This is a genomic window from Candidatus Nitronereus thalassa, assembly GCF_032191465.1.
In the GTDB taxonomy this organism is placed as follows: Bacteria; Nitrospirota; Nitrospiria; order Nitrospirales; family UBA8639; genus Nitronereus; species Nitronereus thalassa.
The window spans coordinates 1,606,403-1,620,622 of sequence record NZ_JAQOUE010000001.1 but is presented as its reverse complement, the minus strand read 5'-3'; the positions used below and the strand labels follow the sequence as shown (position 1 = coordinate 1,620,622).

The window sequence follows — 14,220 nt, the reverse complement described above, 5'->3', positions numbered from 1 at the left end:
AGGAGAGGGTGTATTTATGCGGGTTTTGGCCCCGCTAAACCAAATCAAGAATCAAAAATAGAAATATCGGGAAAATTAAAAGTCGGATACTGACTCATTTGCCGTTCTTACCATTCTCTGAGTCAAGGACGGGAAGTTCGACGGGTAAGGTTTGGACGCCTTTGAGGCTGCCGCGTTTGAACAGGGCATGCCCTTTCCCGCCGCGGCCCACAGGTTGATACTTTCTGATGGAAATGGGGAGTTTTGCGCCTTCTTGTTTAAGGGCGATGAGTTGATCGTCTTTTTCATAAAGCAGGCGAGATGCCAAGAGACGATCGGAAGAATCGAGTTTCATCACAGTCACGCCCCGGCCCGGGCCGGAGAGCACGCCTACTTCCTCGGCCTTGCACAACAGCACGCGGCCTTTTTGCGACACCACACTGAGGATGGGTGTTTTTGAGGTGAGGCTGATGGCTTCGACATGCACGACTTCTTCCCTCTCACGCACCTTCATGAATTTTCGGCCGAGTCGTGTGGACGGCTCCTTGAAGGGTGCCAAGTCGAAACGCACACCCATTCCGGTAGAGGAAACGCCGATGACTTGCCCCAGGGATACCGGTTCGTCTGGTCCTGTAGCCGCGCCATCAAAGAGTGGGAGGACTGGGGCTTTCTTTTTCTTGAGTTCTTGGGGAATGATATAGAACCGAGGATCTAAGCTCAGGGCGGCGATGATACGTTCCCCGTCCTTAAACTTAAACAGTTTTTGTGCGGGGTCACCGTAGCCGCTTCGCGCAGGGGGGATGTCTCCGATACGAAGGGTGTACGCGCTCCCAAAATTCGAAAAGCAGACGATGGTATCGACCGTGCTGCCGATGAGGGCGGCTAAGAGAGCGTCGCCTTCGCGAAGCCGGGCTTTGGATAAATCCTTCACCATGCCCACGCGACGAATCCAGCCGTCGGTAGAAATGGTAATGACCGCATCTTCCTTGACGATATAGGCTTCGGGATCAAATTCCAATTCCTCGGTTTGGCGGCGACCGATTTTGCTCCTCCGTTTGTCGCCATATGTACTGGACACCTCTTCCAATTCTTTTTTGACTTCGTTCCAGAGTTTGGTTTTTGAAGCCAGAAGCGTTTGCAGATCTTTGGCTTGTTTCTTTTTGTCTGCCAATTCATTCAACATTTTTTTGATTTCGGTGCGGGAGAGTTTGTAAATCGGCGTTTCCAAAATGGCGTTCGTTTGGATGTCATCAAGATTAAACCGGCGTTTGAGTTTTTCCGCCGAGTCTGCCTTGCCCTCGCTTTGCCGAATAATTTTAAGAACTTGGTCTAACGCATCAAAGATAGTTTTGAAGCCTGCCAGAATATGAATGCGTTGTTCCAAAATGCGCAGGTCATACGAAAATCGACGCTTGACGGTTTCAAAGCGAAAGTCGATGAATTGTTCGAGGAAATCTTTCAGGTTCAAACATTGTGGACGGGTGGTCGTCGTTCCTGTCGTGGGGATCAAACAGGTAAGGTTGACGGAGAAATTATTTTGAAGCGGCGTATTCTTAAACAAATAGGCCATGGCCAATTGTGGGTCTGCCCCTTTTTGAACTTCGAGGACAATGCGGACATCGGTGGTGGATTCATCTCGGACATCGACCAGTTGCGGCACTTTTCTGGTTACGATGAGTTCGCCGATGCGTTCAAGGATGGTGGATTTATCCACGGCAAAGGGTATCGATGTCAGCAATATCTCAGCTTGGCCATTGGCTTTTTCTTGAACTGTATATTCTCCACGCAAGCGGATGGATCCTTGGCCGGTTTCATAAATCTCCCGTAGCTCGGTGCGATTGTTAAGGATTTCGCCGCCCGTGGGAAAGTCTGGACCTTTGATCGATTTCATTAAATCAGAAACTGAAAGGTTGCGATCATCTATCAAGGCAATGGCGCCTTCAATGACTTCGCTTAGATTATGTGGGGGAATGTTGGTGGCCATGCCCACGGCAATGCCGGTGGAGCCGTTGACTAGGAGATTGGGAAATCGAGACGGCAGGACAAGCGGCTCTTCATCCTTGCCATCATAGTTAGCCTGAAAATTAACTGTGTCTTTGTTGAGTTCGCTCAGGAGTTCAATGGCAATTGGTGTGAGTTTAGCCTCGGTGTAACGATAGGCGGCTGGAGGATCGCCATCCAAACTTCCGAAGTTGCCATGTCCATCAACCAGTGGAGCGCGAAGTGACCACCATTGAGCCATTCGCGCCATGGCATCGTAGACTGCCGAGTCGCCATGGGGATGCCATTCACCGATGACCGATCCGACCACTTTGGCGCTTTTGATCGGCGGGCGTTCCGGCACAAGCCGATGGTTGTGAAACATCGAAAATAAAATTCGGCGTTGGACGGGCTTGAGGCCATCCCTCACGTCAGGCAGCGCGCGTGAGGTGATGACGGACAGGGCATAGTTCAGGTATCGCTGTCGCGTGGTTTCGTCGAGCGGGACCGTGGTGACGTGTTCACTCACGGTGTTTCCATCTTTGGGTGTGCGAGGTTTTCGTGCCATGACCCGGCTTTTCTAAAATTTGGGCGGGGGCGCATAGGGAAAGGGCGAAGGGGGAAGCTGCCCTGGGAGTAACTTCGCGGGATCGACAGGATCATTTTTTCGCAGATGTTCACTGATGTGTGATTGCACCCAGGCCGGGTCCCACCACTCAATAGGATTGGTCTGGATGCCATGTACTAGCAAGCTGAAATGCAGGTGATCGCCGGCTGCCAATCCGGTCATTCCTGAGCGGGCAATCATTTGTCCTTTGCGGACATAATCTCCCTTTTTGACATCAAATGAGGACAAATGGGCATACAATGATTGCAGTCCATACCCGTGGTCAATGACAATGGTGTTGCCATAAATGCCGAAGTAGTCGGCCATGACGACCATGCCATCATTGGCGGCTTCGACGGGATATTGCCTGGTGACGGCAAGGTCAAATCCCAAATGGTATTGGGTGTCCACGACTTTTCCTTGATACACATACCTGCGATGATCGGCGAATGCGGCCTCGACTTGGGAGTTGGACAATTGCACAAACCCCCCATTCCACATGAATTCAGGTTTGCTGGAAGTGGCCAACTCTTTAAGCTGGTTCGCATTGGTGGTCCGTAAACCATTATTCACTTGCAGGAAGTTTTCAAGGGGGTCGCCACGGTCCTCTAGTCCCTCGGTGTTGGCAATTATCGGGAGGACGGTCTGTTGAATAAATCGATCGGAAATGTTGATATTTCGGGACCGCCATTTTTTCGGCAGGATCTTGATGGCAATGTCTTGGGTGGCATTGTTCCCGAGCCCATCATCTGCGATAAGCTGAACGGGTGTTTTGGCTGGAAGGTCGTGGGGAAAGACGATCAGCGAAAAATAATTAAATTCATCCCCAGGTATGGAATAGCCAGGAAAAAAGGCCTCCCCGATTTGGACCCCAAAATGTTTGGCATCGTCGGAAACCCGGAAGAACACTACGCCAGCTCCACCTTGGGCAATGGGTAATGGTGGGGAGAGTACCCCTAATTTTGGAGGCGTAAATTTAACGGTAAAGTCTTGATTAACCTGTGTCCAGTTTCCCTCAAAGAATCCACGCCAAGAATAATCTCTTGCGGTAATAACCAGTGAAGCCACGCCACGGCGTTTAGGAAGGCGGTCATCACCAAATGGGATAATATCCAGGTTGTAACTATGCTGCGTGCCACCCTCCAAAGACAAGGCGCCATGGGAAGGAAAGCGTTCTTCGGCTAACGTGAAAGTTTCCAGATTTTGAACAAGCCGAACGGAAATCTCTTGAAGCCCGGTTCCCTCATCTTCAATGTGTATCTTCAGGGGTGTGGTGGGACCGACAAGTTCCAGAGGACGCTCTAGGGTAATGGTGGGAGGAATGTCATCTCCCCACCGAATAGAGCCAACCAGCGCGAGGTAGGCCGCGACGATGGCCAGTGCTAACAGATAAAATACGATTTTTTTATTCACGTGTATGGGGAATATCAAGATATGATAATTCCGTCAACAGAAAATCATTCGTCCTCTTTTTTTATACGAGGAACAGGAAGTCAATTCCCGAGGTTGACGACAAGGTACGAGGAGGAGAATTCCCTCAATCCCGAATTTCCTCCTTGACTTAATTGGAAATTCGGCGAGAATGGGTTTCATGGTGCCCGAAGGCGCCAGAGGCTATGAACCCGGTATTTTTCTTGAGTCTTTTTCGAATTTGTCGGCTTTCAATACAACTAGGAAAAAAAACGAACCCCATTTTCCAAAGGAGCAACCGTGGGCTTTGCTGGTGACCTGTTAGGCTGGTTTTCAAGTGATTTGGCCATTGATCTCGGAACCGCGACGACGCTCGTGTACGTTCGTGGGCGAGGGATTATCTTAAGCGAACCTTCGGTGGTCGCCATAGAAAAACAAACCAATTCTGTCTTAGCGGTTGGGGTTGAAGCCAAGCGGATGGTTGGCCGAACTCCAGGAAATATTGTCGCGATTCGCCCAATTAAAGAAGGGGTGATTGCCGACTTTGCCATGACCGAAAAGATGCTGAAGTATTTTATTACCAAGGCACACAATCGTAATTCGTTTGTCCGGCCACGATGTATTATTGGCGTGCCCTCGCGAATTACCGAGGTCGAGCAACGAGCCGTTCGAGAATCCGCGACCCATGCCGGGGCTCGCGAAGTCTATTTGATTGAAGAACCTGTGGCTGCCGCCATTGGCGCGGGACTGCCGATTACGGAGCCGTCGGGGAACATGGTGGTGGATATTGGTGGCGGGACGACGGATATCGCTGTTATTTCCTTGGGCGGTATCGTGTGTAGTGAATCCGTCAAAGTGGCCGGCGACCAAATGGATGACGCCATTATGGGGTATATCAAACGTCGATATAATTTATTGATTGGCGATCATATGGCCGAGAAAGTCAAAATGGAAGTCGGGTCGGCTTATCCCCTGGAAGAACGAAAAACCATGATGGTGAAGGGGCGTGATATGATTTCCGGAATCCCTCGCACGGTTGTCGTGAACGATTCGGAAATTCGCGAGGCGTTAGAAGAACCGATTCACGCAATTATCAACGCGCTTCGAACGTCGTTGGAAAATACCCCGCCAGAATTGGCGGGAGATATTATCGATCGGGGGGTGGTGATTACCGGCGGTGGATCTTTGCTTCCGGGCTTGGCAACACGATTTCAAGAAGAAACGAATCTGCCTATTATTACGGTGGATGATCCCCTGACGTCGGTGGTATTAGGGGTAGGAAAAGTTCTGGATGAAATCGAGCTTTTCAAGAAGGTCGCTTTACTCTCATCGGAGAGGGATAACGCATATTCATAACTGGCCGTTTCTGCATGAGCACCGAATTACTTCGTGAGTAGTCTGGGAGTAATCTGATATATACCTCCCCGGTGGTCAACGGCATATAATTCTCCTTCTGCATCTTCTCCAAATGAAGAAATGTTGAGTCCCGTCGAAAGTAAGACGGTGACTTGGTGATCCACCAAGCCCAAGATTTCCCCGCTACAATAGTCCCCAAAAATATAGGTGCCTGCTAAGGTTGGAATTTTCTGGCCACGGTAGACGTACCCGCCAGTGATCGAGCATCTCCCAGATTCATGGGCATATTCGGCTACCGGAAGAACGAGTCCTCGTTGGGAGCAGCCTTGCGAGGGGTTGAAGCAATGGGCGCCCTCCATGATTCGCCATCCGTAGTTTTTTCCTTTTTCCACACGGTCAATTTCTTCCCAACGATTCTGCCCAACATCCGCGACCCAGAGATCTCCTGTGGTGCGGTCAAACGAAAACCGCCAGGGATTCCGAAATCCCAAAGCAAAAATTTCCTTCCCCTTAGGCTGGTCGACGAACGGGTTGTCTTTGGGGATGGAATAGGACCCTTCGGGGGATATATCGATTCGAAGGATTTTCCCTAATAAGGTTTGAAAATTTTGTCCTCGATTTTCCGGGTCTCCACCGGCGCCTCCATCTCCGGTGGCGATATAGAGAAATTTATCAGGACCAAAGTCAATCATTCCACCATTATGGTTACTGTAGGGTTGTGGGATGGTTAAAAGAACTCGTTCCGTGGAATTTACCTGATTGGGTTTGTCGATAGTGTGGAATTCCGAGATGACGGTGGCTCCGTCAGCGGATCTGGAATAGTTCACAAAAAAACGACCATTTTTTTGAAAGTGTGGGTGAAAGGCTAGCCCGAGAAGTCCACGTTCTCCACCAAAATTCACGCGGTCAGTGATATCGAGAAACGGAGTAGGCAGAAGCGTTCCATTCTGGAGAATGAGAATTTTGCCGGCTTGTTCCACAATGAACAGGCGGTGGCTATGATCTCCATCATGGGTGAGAAAGACGGGTTGCTCCAGGTTCTTGGTCACAACAGGAGTGAGGTTGATCGGCGTTAAAGGAGAAGGGAGAGTCGCAAATGAGAAGGCTGTATTGTCTAAGGCCATAAGGAACAATAGGACTAACCCCAATTCATTGAGTCCTGGGGCTTTGAGGTTGAAGGGTTTCATGAATTGGTGCTTTGCCGAGATTGCGAAAGATTTCTTTCGCTTGTTATAAACGGTCTTGTTAAGAGACTAACCGTAGGGAGTGTCATTATGATATTAAAGTTTGAAAATGATCCACTGGATTCCGAGCATTCTGGAGGACATTATTACCATGTTTGCCAGGGACGTATCCAGAATACGGAATTATCGATTCCTCCCCCCGACCAGCCCTATGAATGTCCAGATTGTGGTATTGACCTCGAAACCGAGGATTTTTTACTGGCCCAACAACGGGGGTGGTCGTAAAACGTAATGCGGGACGAGAAAAACGTATCGGGGAGACATGTTTCATGAGATCGACAGGTTTTTTCATATTTACGTATCTAAACTTACGTATATTGAAAATGAGAGGTGACTTATGGCGGGAAGTCAAAGCCGGAAAACTGTTTCTGTGATGCGAGGCCTCATGATATTGTGTGAGACCTGCTATCAAGAAGTTCACGAGGAAAACTTAGTTGATGAAAAGAATTATGTTGCCGACCACGAGGCTCTCTTTGATACGATTTGTATCGGGTGTGAAGATCTCAATCGGCCCTTGGTAGATGATATGCTCGGTAGCTCAGAGTAGCCCGTTTTTGCTATTACCTTCCTGAAACATCTACAGTAGCCAGACCTATCTGTTTTTGGTAAAGTTCGTCCGGTTTTCGGCGTTTTTGCCTTCTAGCACTCGAATTTGCCCAACTGGTTGTATGGAATGAGGGAGGAATTCATGGCCACGTTTCACCAGAAATTTTGGAGATCCCTGTCTTTCTCGATGAGGACCTTTCTTGTCATCGGGGTGTTCTTTTCGATTCAGGGTTGGTTGCCTGTGGCCAACGTGAGTGCGCAGATCGGAACTGCAGGGACCTTTCCAATTGGGCAGCCTCCGTTGCCTCCCAGCCCCAGTCTCGATTCGAACCTGCAATATTTTGGGACGGACAATGAAGTCATGGATTCTAGTTCCCCCTCAGTGACAAGCCAAGAAAAACCCTCTCCTTCAAGCTCCTCGACTGACACCCCATATGTTGGAGACGAAGGAATTCCGGTAATGGCAGAGACGGTGGTGGAAGGTTCTTCCGTTGAAACCTACAGGGACCCCTTTGATGAGGGGCCTCAAATAGTGGTGCATGATCCCTGGGAATCCTTCAATGCCAATGTTTTTCAATTCAACTATGATGTAGATCGTTATTTCCTCAAGCCGGTCGCTCGGGGATATAATGCCATCGTGCCCCCGGACGTTCAGGGGTCCATGGCAAATGCCTTTCACAACATGGGCTATATGACGAGATTTTTAAACAGCCTGTTTCAAGGGAAGTATGGCCGTGCGGGTATTGAAACAAAACGGTTTTTGATTAACTCGACCATCGGGGTCGCCGGTCTGTTTGATGTCGCGAAATATGTCTTTGATACGGAGGCGCCTCCGAGCGAGGATACAGGGCAAACGTTGGCGATATATGGTATGAACTCCGGTCCCTTTCTGGTACTTCCGTTTTTGCCGCCATTAACGGTTCGTGATGCGGTAGGTTATGCCGGAGATATCGCAGTAAACCCCCTCAATTACTTTATTCCGTTTTTCCCAAACCTTGGGTTAAACGTGGAAGATACCGTAAATGAGCGGTCTCTCAATCTCGAAACGTTTGAAGGGGTTGAAGAGTCAACAGTTGATTTGTATGGTGCTGTACGGTCAGGATATTTTCAGCGTCGCGCTAAAGATATTAGTCAGTAGGGGCTACTCCAGGCAAAGCCTTTGACCATTTTTAGGAAAAGGTCCCTGCCTTCGCTACTGACCCATTACTAGGTATCCTGTATTCTCCTAATCCATTGAGCAGGCTCCAGGTCCTCTGGGGTCGCCACAGGTTCCACAGCCTCCTGGATCTCCCTCAAACCCAAAATTTCCATCCCCCCCACTGACGGCAAACGCCGAGAGTTGTTTGTCGAGGTTTTGTGTTTGGCATTGTGGACAGGCGGGAATCGTAGACCCATGGACAATCAGTTCAAAATGATGCGAACATTCCTTACAAATGTATTCGTATAGTGGCATGGTGGATGTGCTCCTTTAAGTAGCAGAATTCTTTCTTAATCAGCGTGCCCCATTATAAAAAAGTACGTCTTCATCTGACAATATATGTTCGTGAGTGGGACGTGAACAAAAATTTACGGAAAGGTTCCCTATGTACCAAGAAGAAAAAACGTTCAATCTTCGGTTCCAATTAGAAGCCCAATTCCCTGAGGAGTATAATGGGGAAGAAGATGCCCATGCTTGGGAAAATGATTGGGAAACCCGTATTAAGCCAGAAATCATCAAGGCCGTGTTCAATGCCTTGCGAAATGCTCCCTCTTGGTCGGCCCATATTCGAAACCGGGGAATGTCGGCCCTGGATGAAGTAGAAATCGCCATGACGAAGGTGTTTGGAGATGATCAGACACTCAACGGAAGTTAGAGGAAATTGAATGAAACACAGTTTGGACCAACTCCGACAAAGATTGAGATTGACGTTGTGGGTCAGTGTCGCTCTTTTGGTTTCAGGGCCGGCGGGTGCACAAAACCTGGTATTGACTCCCGTATTGCCGGCAGATGTTGGCAAGAATCCAGAGGCCTTGACTGTCGGAGATTTTAATACCGATGGGTGGCAGGATATCGCCACGGTCAATAGTGGGTCGGATGATGTCACCATGTTGTTTGGCAATGGCAATGGCACGTTTCGCTCAGGCATTTCCTTTGGTGTGGGTCGGAGTCCCATGTTTCTCACCTCAGGTGAGTTCAATCAAGATGGAAAATTAGATTTGATCGTTGCTGAGACTGGGTCTGATGGAATTCTGGTGTTGTTTGGAAAAGGCAATGGATTTTTCGAGCCACCTGTGTTTTATCCCTCAGGCAAAGGTCCCACCTTTGTGAGTGTTGGGGATGTCGATGGTGATGGCGATGCTGATGTGGTGGCCACAAATAGTGGCCGATTTGGGAATTATCCACCGTATAGTCTATCCGTGATGTTGAACGATGGGCAGGGGCGATTGAGTGCGGCGAAACAGTATGAAGTCCAAGATCAGCATGGATTGTTTCCAACCGGCGTGTCGATTGCTGATCTAGATGGCGATGGTCTTCCTGAATTAACGGTGACTTGGAGCCAACCGAGTTGGCGCACACCAAATGGTATGGTGTCGGTCTTGAAAAACCAAGGCCAGGGAGATTTCGTCCGCAGTCAAGATATTGAAGTAGGGTTTACCCTGAGTGCTGTGACGCAGGTAGATCTTGACGCTGATGGGCATCTCGATCTGATAGCCGCGAGCTTGTTTACCGACAGTTTGAAAGTACTCCTACAGGAAGCCCCAGGGAAATACACAAAGCCGGCAAATTTGGATGTTGGATTTAGTCCCATGTCCCTCGCCTTTCATGATCTCAATGCCGACGGGAACTGGGATTTAATCGCCTCGAATCGCGCATCCAATAGCGCATCCATATTTTTGGGAAGAGGGGATGGTTCTTTTCAGTCAGCCGGCCATTTTGCCGTTGGGGCAACCCCCACTTCGGTGGGCGTGGAAGATTTCAATGGCGATGGTCTGCCCGATGTCGTGACCACCAATGGTGATTCCGATGATGTGTCTGTGCTCCTCAGTGGGAAGGCGATGATTCCTTCGATCAATCTGAGTACGGATGCCGTGCAATTTGCGAGTACTGTGCTATCCTCTGATGAATCCGAAAAACTACTTACCGTTTCCAATGTGGGGTTAGGTGCCTTAAAGATTTATGATGTGGTACTCGAAGGCCCGGATTCTCAATCGTTCTCCATCCAAGATGGCGCATGTTCGGGAATGACCTTAGCCACGGGAAATCTGTGTTCCCTGCATATTCGTTTTGCCGGATCTGAATCTCGCCCCCATCATGCCCAATTGACCATTTGGGACAATGCGCCTGGTGGCCCTCGCATCGTTTCCCTTAGTGGAGAGGTAAAGGGTTAGCCATTTTCCCCTCGACTCCACACCTGAACTTCCTGTAAATTTGTTCAAAACTAAAGTGCCTGCGAGTCCGTCCCTTCTTGCTCTTGTCTGCGAATTTCGTTAGGAAGAACGAATCATGCCTGCAGGCAATCACCCACAGCGATTATATATCGGTATCGACATCGGCGGAACATTTACGGATTTTGTGGTGTTCGACCAAACCGTGGACCAGGTCGCCACCTTTAAAATTCTTTCGACTCCTTCGAATCCCGCAACTTCGGTGTTGCAAGGCTTAGCACGAATTACCAGTGAGTTGCCACTGACGATTATCCATGGATCCACCGTGGCGACCAACGCGTTACTCGAACGAAAGGGCGCAAGGACGGCCTTTGTGACGACCAAGGGATTTCGAGATATGCTTCGTTTGGGACGTCAAAATCGGCGAGCCTTATATGATTGGTTCAGTGGAGGGGTAGAACCACTCGTTCCTTCGGAGCAGTGTTTTGAAATTTCAGAGCGAGTGGACCATCAAGGCCACGTTCTCATTCCACTCAATGAAACCGAAATTCCTCCCCTTGTAGAGTTTCTCAACGTCAACCATATCCAATCTGTTGCCGTCAGTTGTCTGTTTTCTTTTGCGCATCCTATTCATGAGCAACAAGTCGCTGAACGGCTTCGGCGAGCCGGATTTTTTGTGACGCCCTCGCACGAATTGCTTCCGGAGTTTCGCGAATACGAACGGGCCTCGACTACGGTCGTTAATGCCTATGTTTCTCCGGTGCTGGATCAGTACCTCGGCGAGCTTGAGGACAAATTGAGTGTCCATTCGTTTCACATTATGCAATCCAATGGCGGGCGGATTCAGGCTGCCCAAGCCCGTGAACAAGGTGTACGCTCGATTCTTTCCGGTCCGGCCGGTGGTGTTGTAGGAGCCCTGCATGTGGCCAAATTGGCTGGACATGACAAATTGATCACCTTTGATATGGGCGGCACCTCTACGGATGTATCTCTCGTGGATGGAGATTTGGAAACTACATCGGAAACGGAAGTTGGGGGATTTCCCATTCGGGTTCCCGTGATTGATATTCATACCGTCGGAGCCGGCGGTGGATCCTTGGCGCGAATTGATGAGGGGGGTGCGCTTCGTGTGGGACCTGAAAGTGCAGGAGCAGATCCCGGTCCAGCATGTTATGGGCGAAGAGGACAGATTCCAACAGTGACTGACGCTAATCTGCTATTAGGTCGATTGCCACCCACAGGGTTGTTGGGTGGCGAGTTACCGCTTGATGTTCAAGCTTCAATCAATGCGATGAAAGGATTGACGGTAGGCCTGGCGATAAACCCCATTGCCGGATGTTCTGAGTTGGAAGTTGCGGCTTTGGGCATCGTGCAGGTGGTGAATACTCAGATGGAACGAGCCATTCGCGTCATCTCCATGGAACGCGGGCATGATCCTAGAGACTATGTGTTGGTCTCGTTCGGCGGTGCTGGTGGGGTACATGCCTGTGACTTGGCTAGAGGCATAGGAATTCGTCGAGTGCTGGTCCCTCCTTCGGCCTCAACGTTATCCGCGTATGGCATGCTGACGGCCCATGTGCGGGTGGATGCCGTTCAAACTATAATGAGAGACGATGAACCGTCTCATGAGGAATTGCACAAATCATTTTCGCCAATGATTCAGAAATGTGAGGCTGACCTGAAGTCTCAGCATGTCAAACCTGAGGATATAGAGATAAACTGTGAGCTGGATGTTCGGTATTTGGGGCAGTCGTTTGAATTGACCGTTCCCTTTTCAGCCTCCTACTGCGCCAGCTTTGAAGCATTGCACCAGCAACGCTATGGATATCATCAAGATCATGCCGCCATAGAAATCGTGAATCTGCGCGTGCGTGGAATCAGTCGAACCAAGTCGCCTACGCCTTCCCGCCTTCCCCTTGTGCTAACTTCAGATGCCTCTCAGGCGATCATTGGATCCCATCGATTTATCTTGTCCGATGGGCCGGTCACTGCGCCGCATTTTGCCAGGGCGCAGTTGCAGCCGGGCCATGAAATCAAAGGGCCAGCCTTGCTCATTCAAGATGACACGACCCTCATGGTGGGCATGAAAGACCAGGCACGAATAGATGAATATGGCAATGTCCACATTGAAATAGGACCAGGAGCATCATGAGCAACGATGCCATCCAACTCGAGGTGTTTAAGCATCTCTTTGCCTCCGTGGCTGAGGAAATGGGAGTTCGGCTCAAACGATCGGCTTTTTCTCCCAATATCAAAGAACGTTGTGATTACTCCTGTGCCGTGTTTAACGCCCAGGGGGTCCTCATTGCCCAGGCTGAGCATATTCCTGTGCATCTGGGGGCCATGCCCTTATCAGTTCAGGCCTGCTTAAAGCGATTGACGTTTGCCTCAGGGGATGTCGCCATTGTTAATGATCCGTATGAAGGTGGGACCCATTTGCCGGATATCACGCTGGTGTCGCCGGTGTTTTCTGTTTCCGATGGGCAGGAGGTTCTGCTTGGATTTGTTGCGAATCGTGCGCATCATTCCGATGTTGGCGGCATGTCGCCAGGGTCTATGCCGTTGTCTCGAGAACTCTATCAGGAAGGGATCATCATTCCGGCGGTCAAACTTGTTTCAGCGGGACAACGTAATCAAGGCTTGTGGGACTTCTTTTTGGCGAATGTACGCACTCCAATTGAGCGTGCTGGAGATTTGCACGCGCAATTAGCTGCCAATCGCACGGGGATCGAACGGCTTCAATCCCTTGTCGAACGGTACGGCCAAGAGGTTGTCTCAATGCACATGGAAGGTCTCCTTACGTACAGTGAACGAATGACCAGAAAATTAATTGTCACATTGCCTGATGGAACGTATCGCTATGAGGACTATCTGGATAATGATGGGATCGACTCCGACCCTATTAAGATTGCTGTTGCCATCACAATTCAGGGCGAAGAAATGGTGGTTGATTTTGAGGGGTCTGCTCCACAATGCAAAGGGAGCGTGAATGCCGTGTATGCGATTACGGTGTCCGCAACCGCCTATGTCCTTCGTTGTTTATTGGGATTGGATATTCCAGGAAATAGTGGGTGCATGGCACCGGTGACCGTACTGGCTCCCGAAGGTTCGGTCATCAAGGCCATACGTCCAGCGGCCGTGGCCGCAGGCAATGTCGAAACCGCACAACGGATTGTCGATGTGCTCATTGGTGCACTGGCGCAGGCCTGTCCCGATCGCGTTCCGGCAGCCAGTCAGGGGACCATGAACAATGTGACCATCGGGGGATGGGACCCAGAACGCCAACGAACCTTTGCTTATTATGAAACGCTGGGCGGAGGCATGGGGGCTGGTCATCACCATCACGGAGCGAGTGGGGTGCATTCTCATATGACCAATACGCTCAATACACCGGTTGAGGCGTTGGAATATGCCTATCCCTTTCGCATCATCCACTATGGCATACGTGAAGGAACCGGTGGGGATGGAGTTTACCGTGGGGGAGAAGGTGTGACTCGAGAAATCGAATTTCTTCATGAGGCTCAAGTCACGATTCTTTCCGATCGCAGGCAGACGAAACCTTACGGACTGGCTGGGGGAATTCCTGGAATGACTGGTCGGAATGTTTTGATTCGTAATGGGGAGGAGAGGGTTTTGCCGGGGAAGATTCAGTTGGATGTTTGTGCGGGTGATCGTTTGCGAATTGAGACCCCTGGGGGAGGGGGGTATGGGCGTGAAAAGGGGTAAGATACT

Annotated in this window: 12 protein-coding genes; 8 read left to right on the top strand and 4 right to left on the bottom strand. The window is 50.0% G+C overall.

Annotated features, from left to right (window positions below):
- Positions 1-94: 94 nt before the first annotated feature.
- Both PPG34_RS07275 and PPG34_RS07270 read right to left on the bottom strand, forming a co-directional pair.
- A complete protein-coding gene (locus PPG34_RS07275) occupies positions 95-2,527 on the bottom strand; it encodes a DNA gyrase/topoisomerase IV subunit A (protein WP_313832512.1) in 2,433 nt (810 codons plus the stop codon).
- 12 nt (positions 2,528-2,539) lie between these two features.
- Positions 2,540-3,979 (bottom strand): M23 family metallopeptidase, encoded by a 1,440-nt coding sequence (locus PPG34_RS07270; RefSeq protein ID WP_313832511.1) that lies wholly within the window; start codon positions 3,977-3,979, stop codon positions 2,540-2,542.
- A 297-nt stretch (positions 3,980-4,276) separates the two neighbouring features.
- Between PPG34_RS07270 and mreB the strand changes: the two genes are divergently transcribed.
- Entirely contained in the window at positions 4,277-5,332 is a 1,056-nt protein-coding gene (mreB, locus tag PPG34_RS07265) for a rod shape-determining protein (protein ID WP_313832510.1), read from the top strand.
- Between the two features lie 26 nt (positions 5,333-5,358).
- Here mreB and PPG34_RS07260 read toward each other — a convergent pair whose 3' ends face one another.
- The gene (locus PPG34_RS07260) at positions 5,359-6,519 is read right to left on the bottom strand and encodes a PQQ-dependent sugar dehydrogenase (protein ID WP_313832509.1); all 1,161 of its coding nucleotides are present in this window, start codon (positions 6,517-6,519) and stop codon (positions 5,359-5,361) included.
- Between the two features lie 87 nt (positions 6,520-6,606).
- On the opposite strand from PPG34_RS07260, the gene PPG34_RS07255 reads away from it, so the two are divergent.
- The 3 genes from PPG34_RS07255 to PPG34_RS07245 all read left to right on the top strand — a co-directional run bounded on the left by PPG34_RS07255 (position 6,607) and on the right by PPG34_RS07245 (position 8,260).
- The gene (locus tag PPG34_RS07255; RefSeq protein WP_313832508.1) at positions 6,607-6,801 is read left to right on the top strand and encodes a hypothetical protein; all 195 of its coding nucleotides are present in this window, start codon (positions 6,607-6,609) and stop codon (positions 6,799-6,801) included.
- 112 nt (positions 6,802-6,913) lie between these two features.
- Positions 6,914-7,123 (top strand): hypothetical protein, encoded by a 210-nt coding sequence (locus tag PPG34_RS07250; protein WP_313832507.1) that lies wholly within the window; start codon positions 6,914-6,916, stop codon positions 7,121-7,123.
- Between the two features lie 141 nt (positions 7,124-7,264).
- Entirely contained in the window at positions 7,265-8,260 is a 996-nt protein-coding gene (locus tag PPG34_RS07245) for an MlaA family lipoprotein (RefSeq protein ID WP_313832506.1), read from the top strand.
- A gap of 87 nt (positions 8,261-8,347) precedes the next feature.
- Here PPG34_RS07245 and PPG34_RS07240 read toward each other — a convergent pair whose 3' ends face one another.
- Positions 8,348-8,575 (bottom strand): FmdB family zinc ribbon protein, encoded by a 228-nt coding sequence (locus PPG34_RS07240; protein WP_313832505.1) that lies wholly within the window; start codon positions 8,573-8,575, stop codon positions 8,348-8,350.
- A gap of 130 nt (positions 8,576-8,705) precedes the next feature.
- Between PPG34_RS07240 and PPG34_RS07235 the strand changes: the two genes are divergently transcribed.
- From PPG34_RS07235 to PPG34_RS07220, 4 genes are all read left to right on the top strand, one after another.
- Positions 8,706-8,975 (top strand): hypothetical protein, encoded by a 270-nt coding sequence (locus PPG34_RS07235; protein WP_313832504.1) that lies wholly within the window; start codon positions 8,706-8,708, stop codon positions 8,973-8,975.
- Between the two features lie 10 nt (positions 8,976-8,985).
- Positions 8,986-10,491 (top strand): FG-GAP-like repeat-containing protein, encoded by a 1,506-nt coding sequence (locus PPG34_RS07230; protein ID WP_313832503.1) that lies wholly within the window; start codon positions 8,986-8,988, stop codon positions 10,489-10,491.
- 115 nt (positions 10,492-10,606) lie between these two features.
- On the top strand, positions 10,607-12,640 hold the full coding sequence (locus PPG34_RS07225) for a hydantoinase/oxoprolinase family protein (RefSeq protein WP_313832502.1): 2,034 nt from the start codon (positions 10,607-10,609) through the stop codon (positions 12,638-12,640).
- A complete protein-coding gene (locus PPG34_RS07220) occupies positions 12,637-14,214 on the top strand; it encodes a hydantoinase B/oxoprolinase family protein (protein ID WP_313832501.1) in 1,578 nt (525 codons plus the stop codon). Before PPG34_RS07225 ends, PPG34_RS07220 begins: the two co-directional genes overlap by 4 nt.
- Positions 14,215-14,220 lie beyond the last annotated feature (6 nt).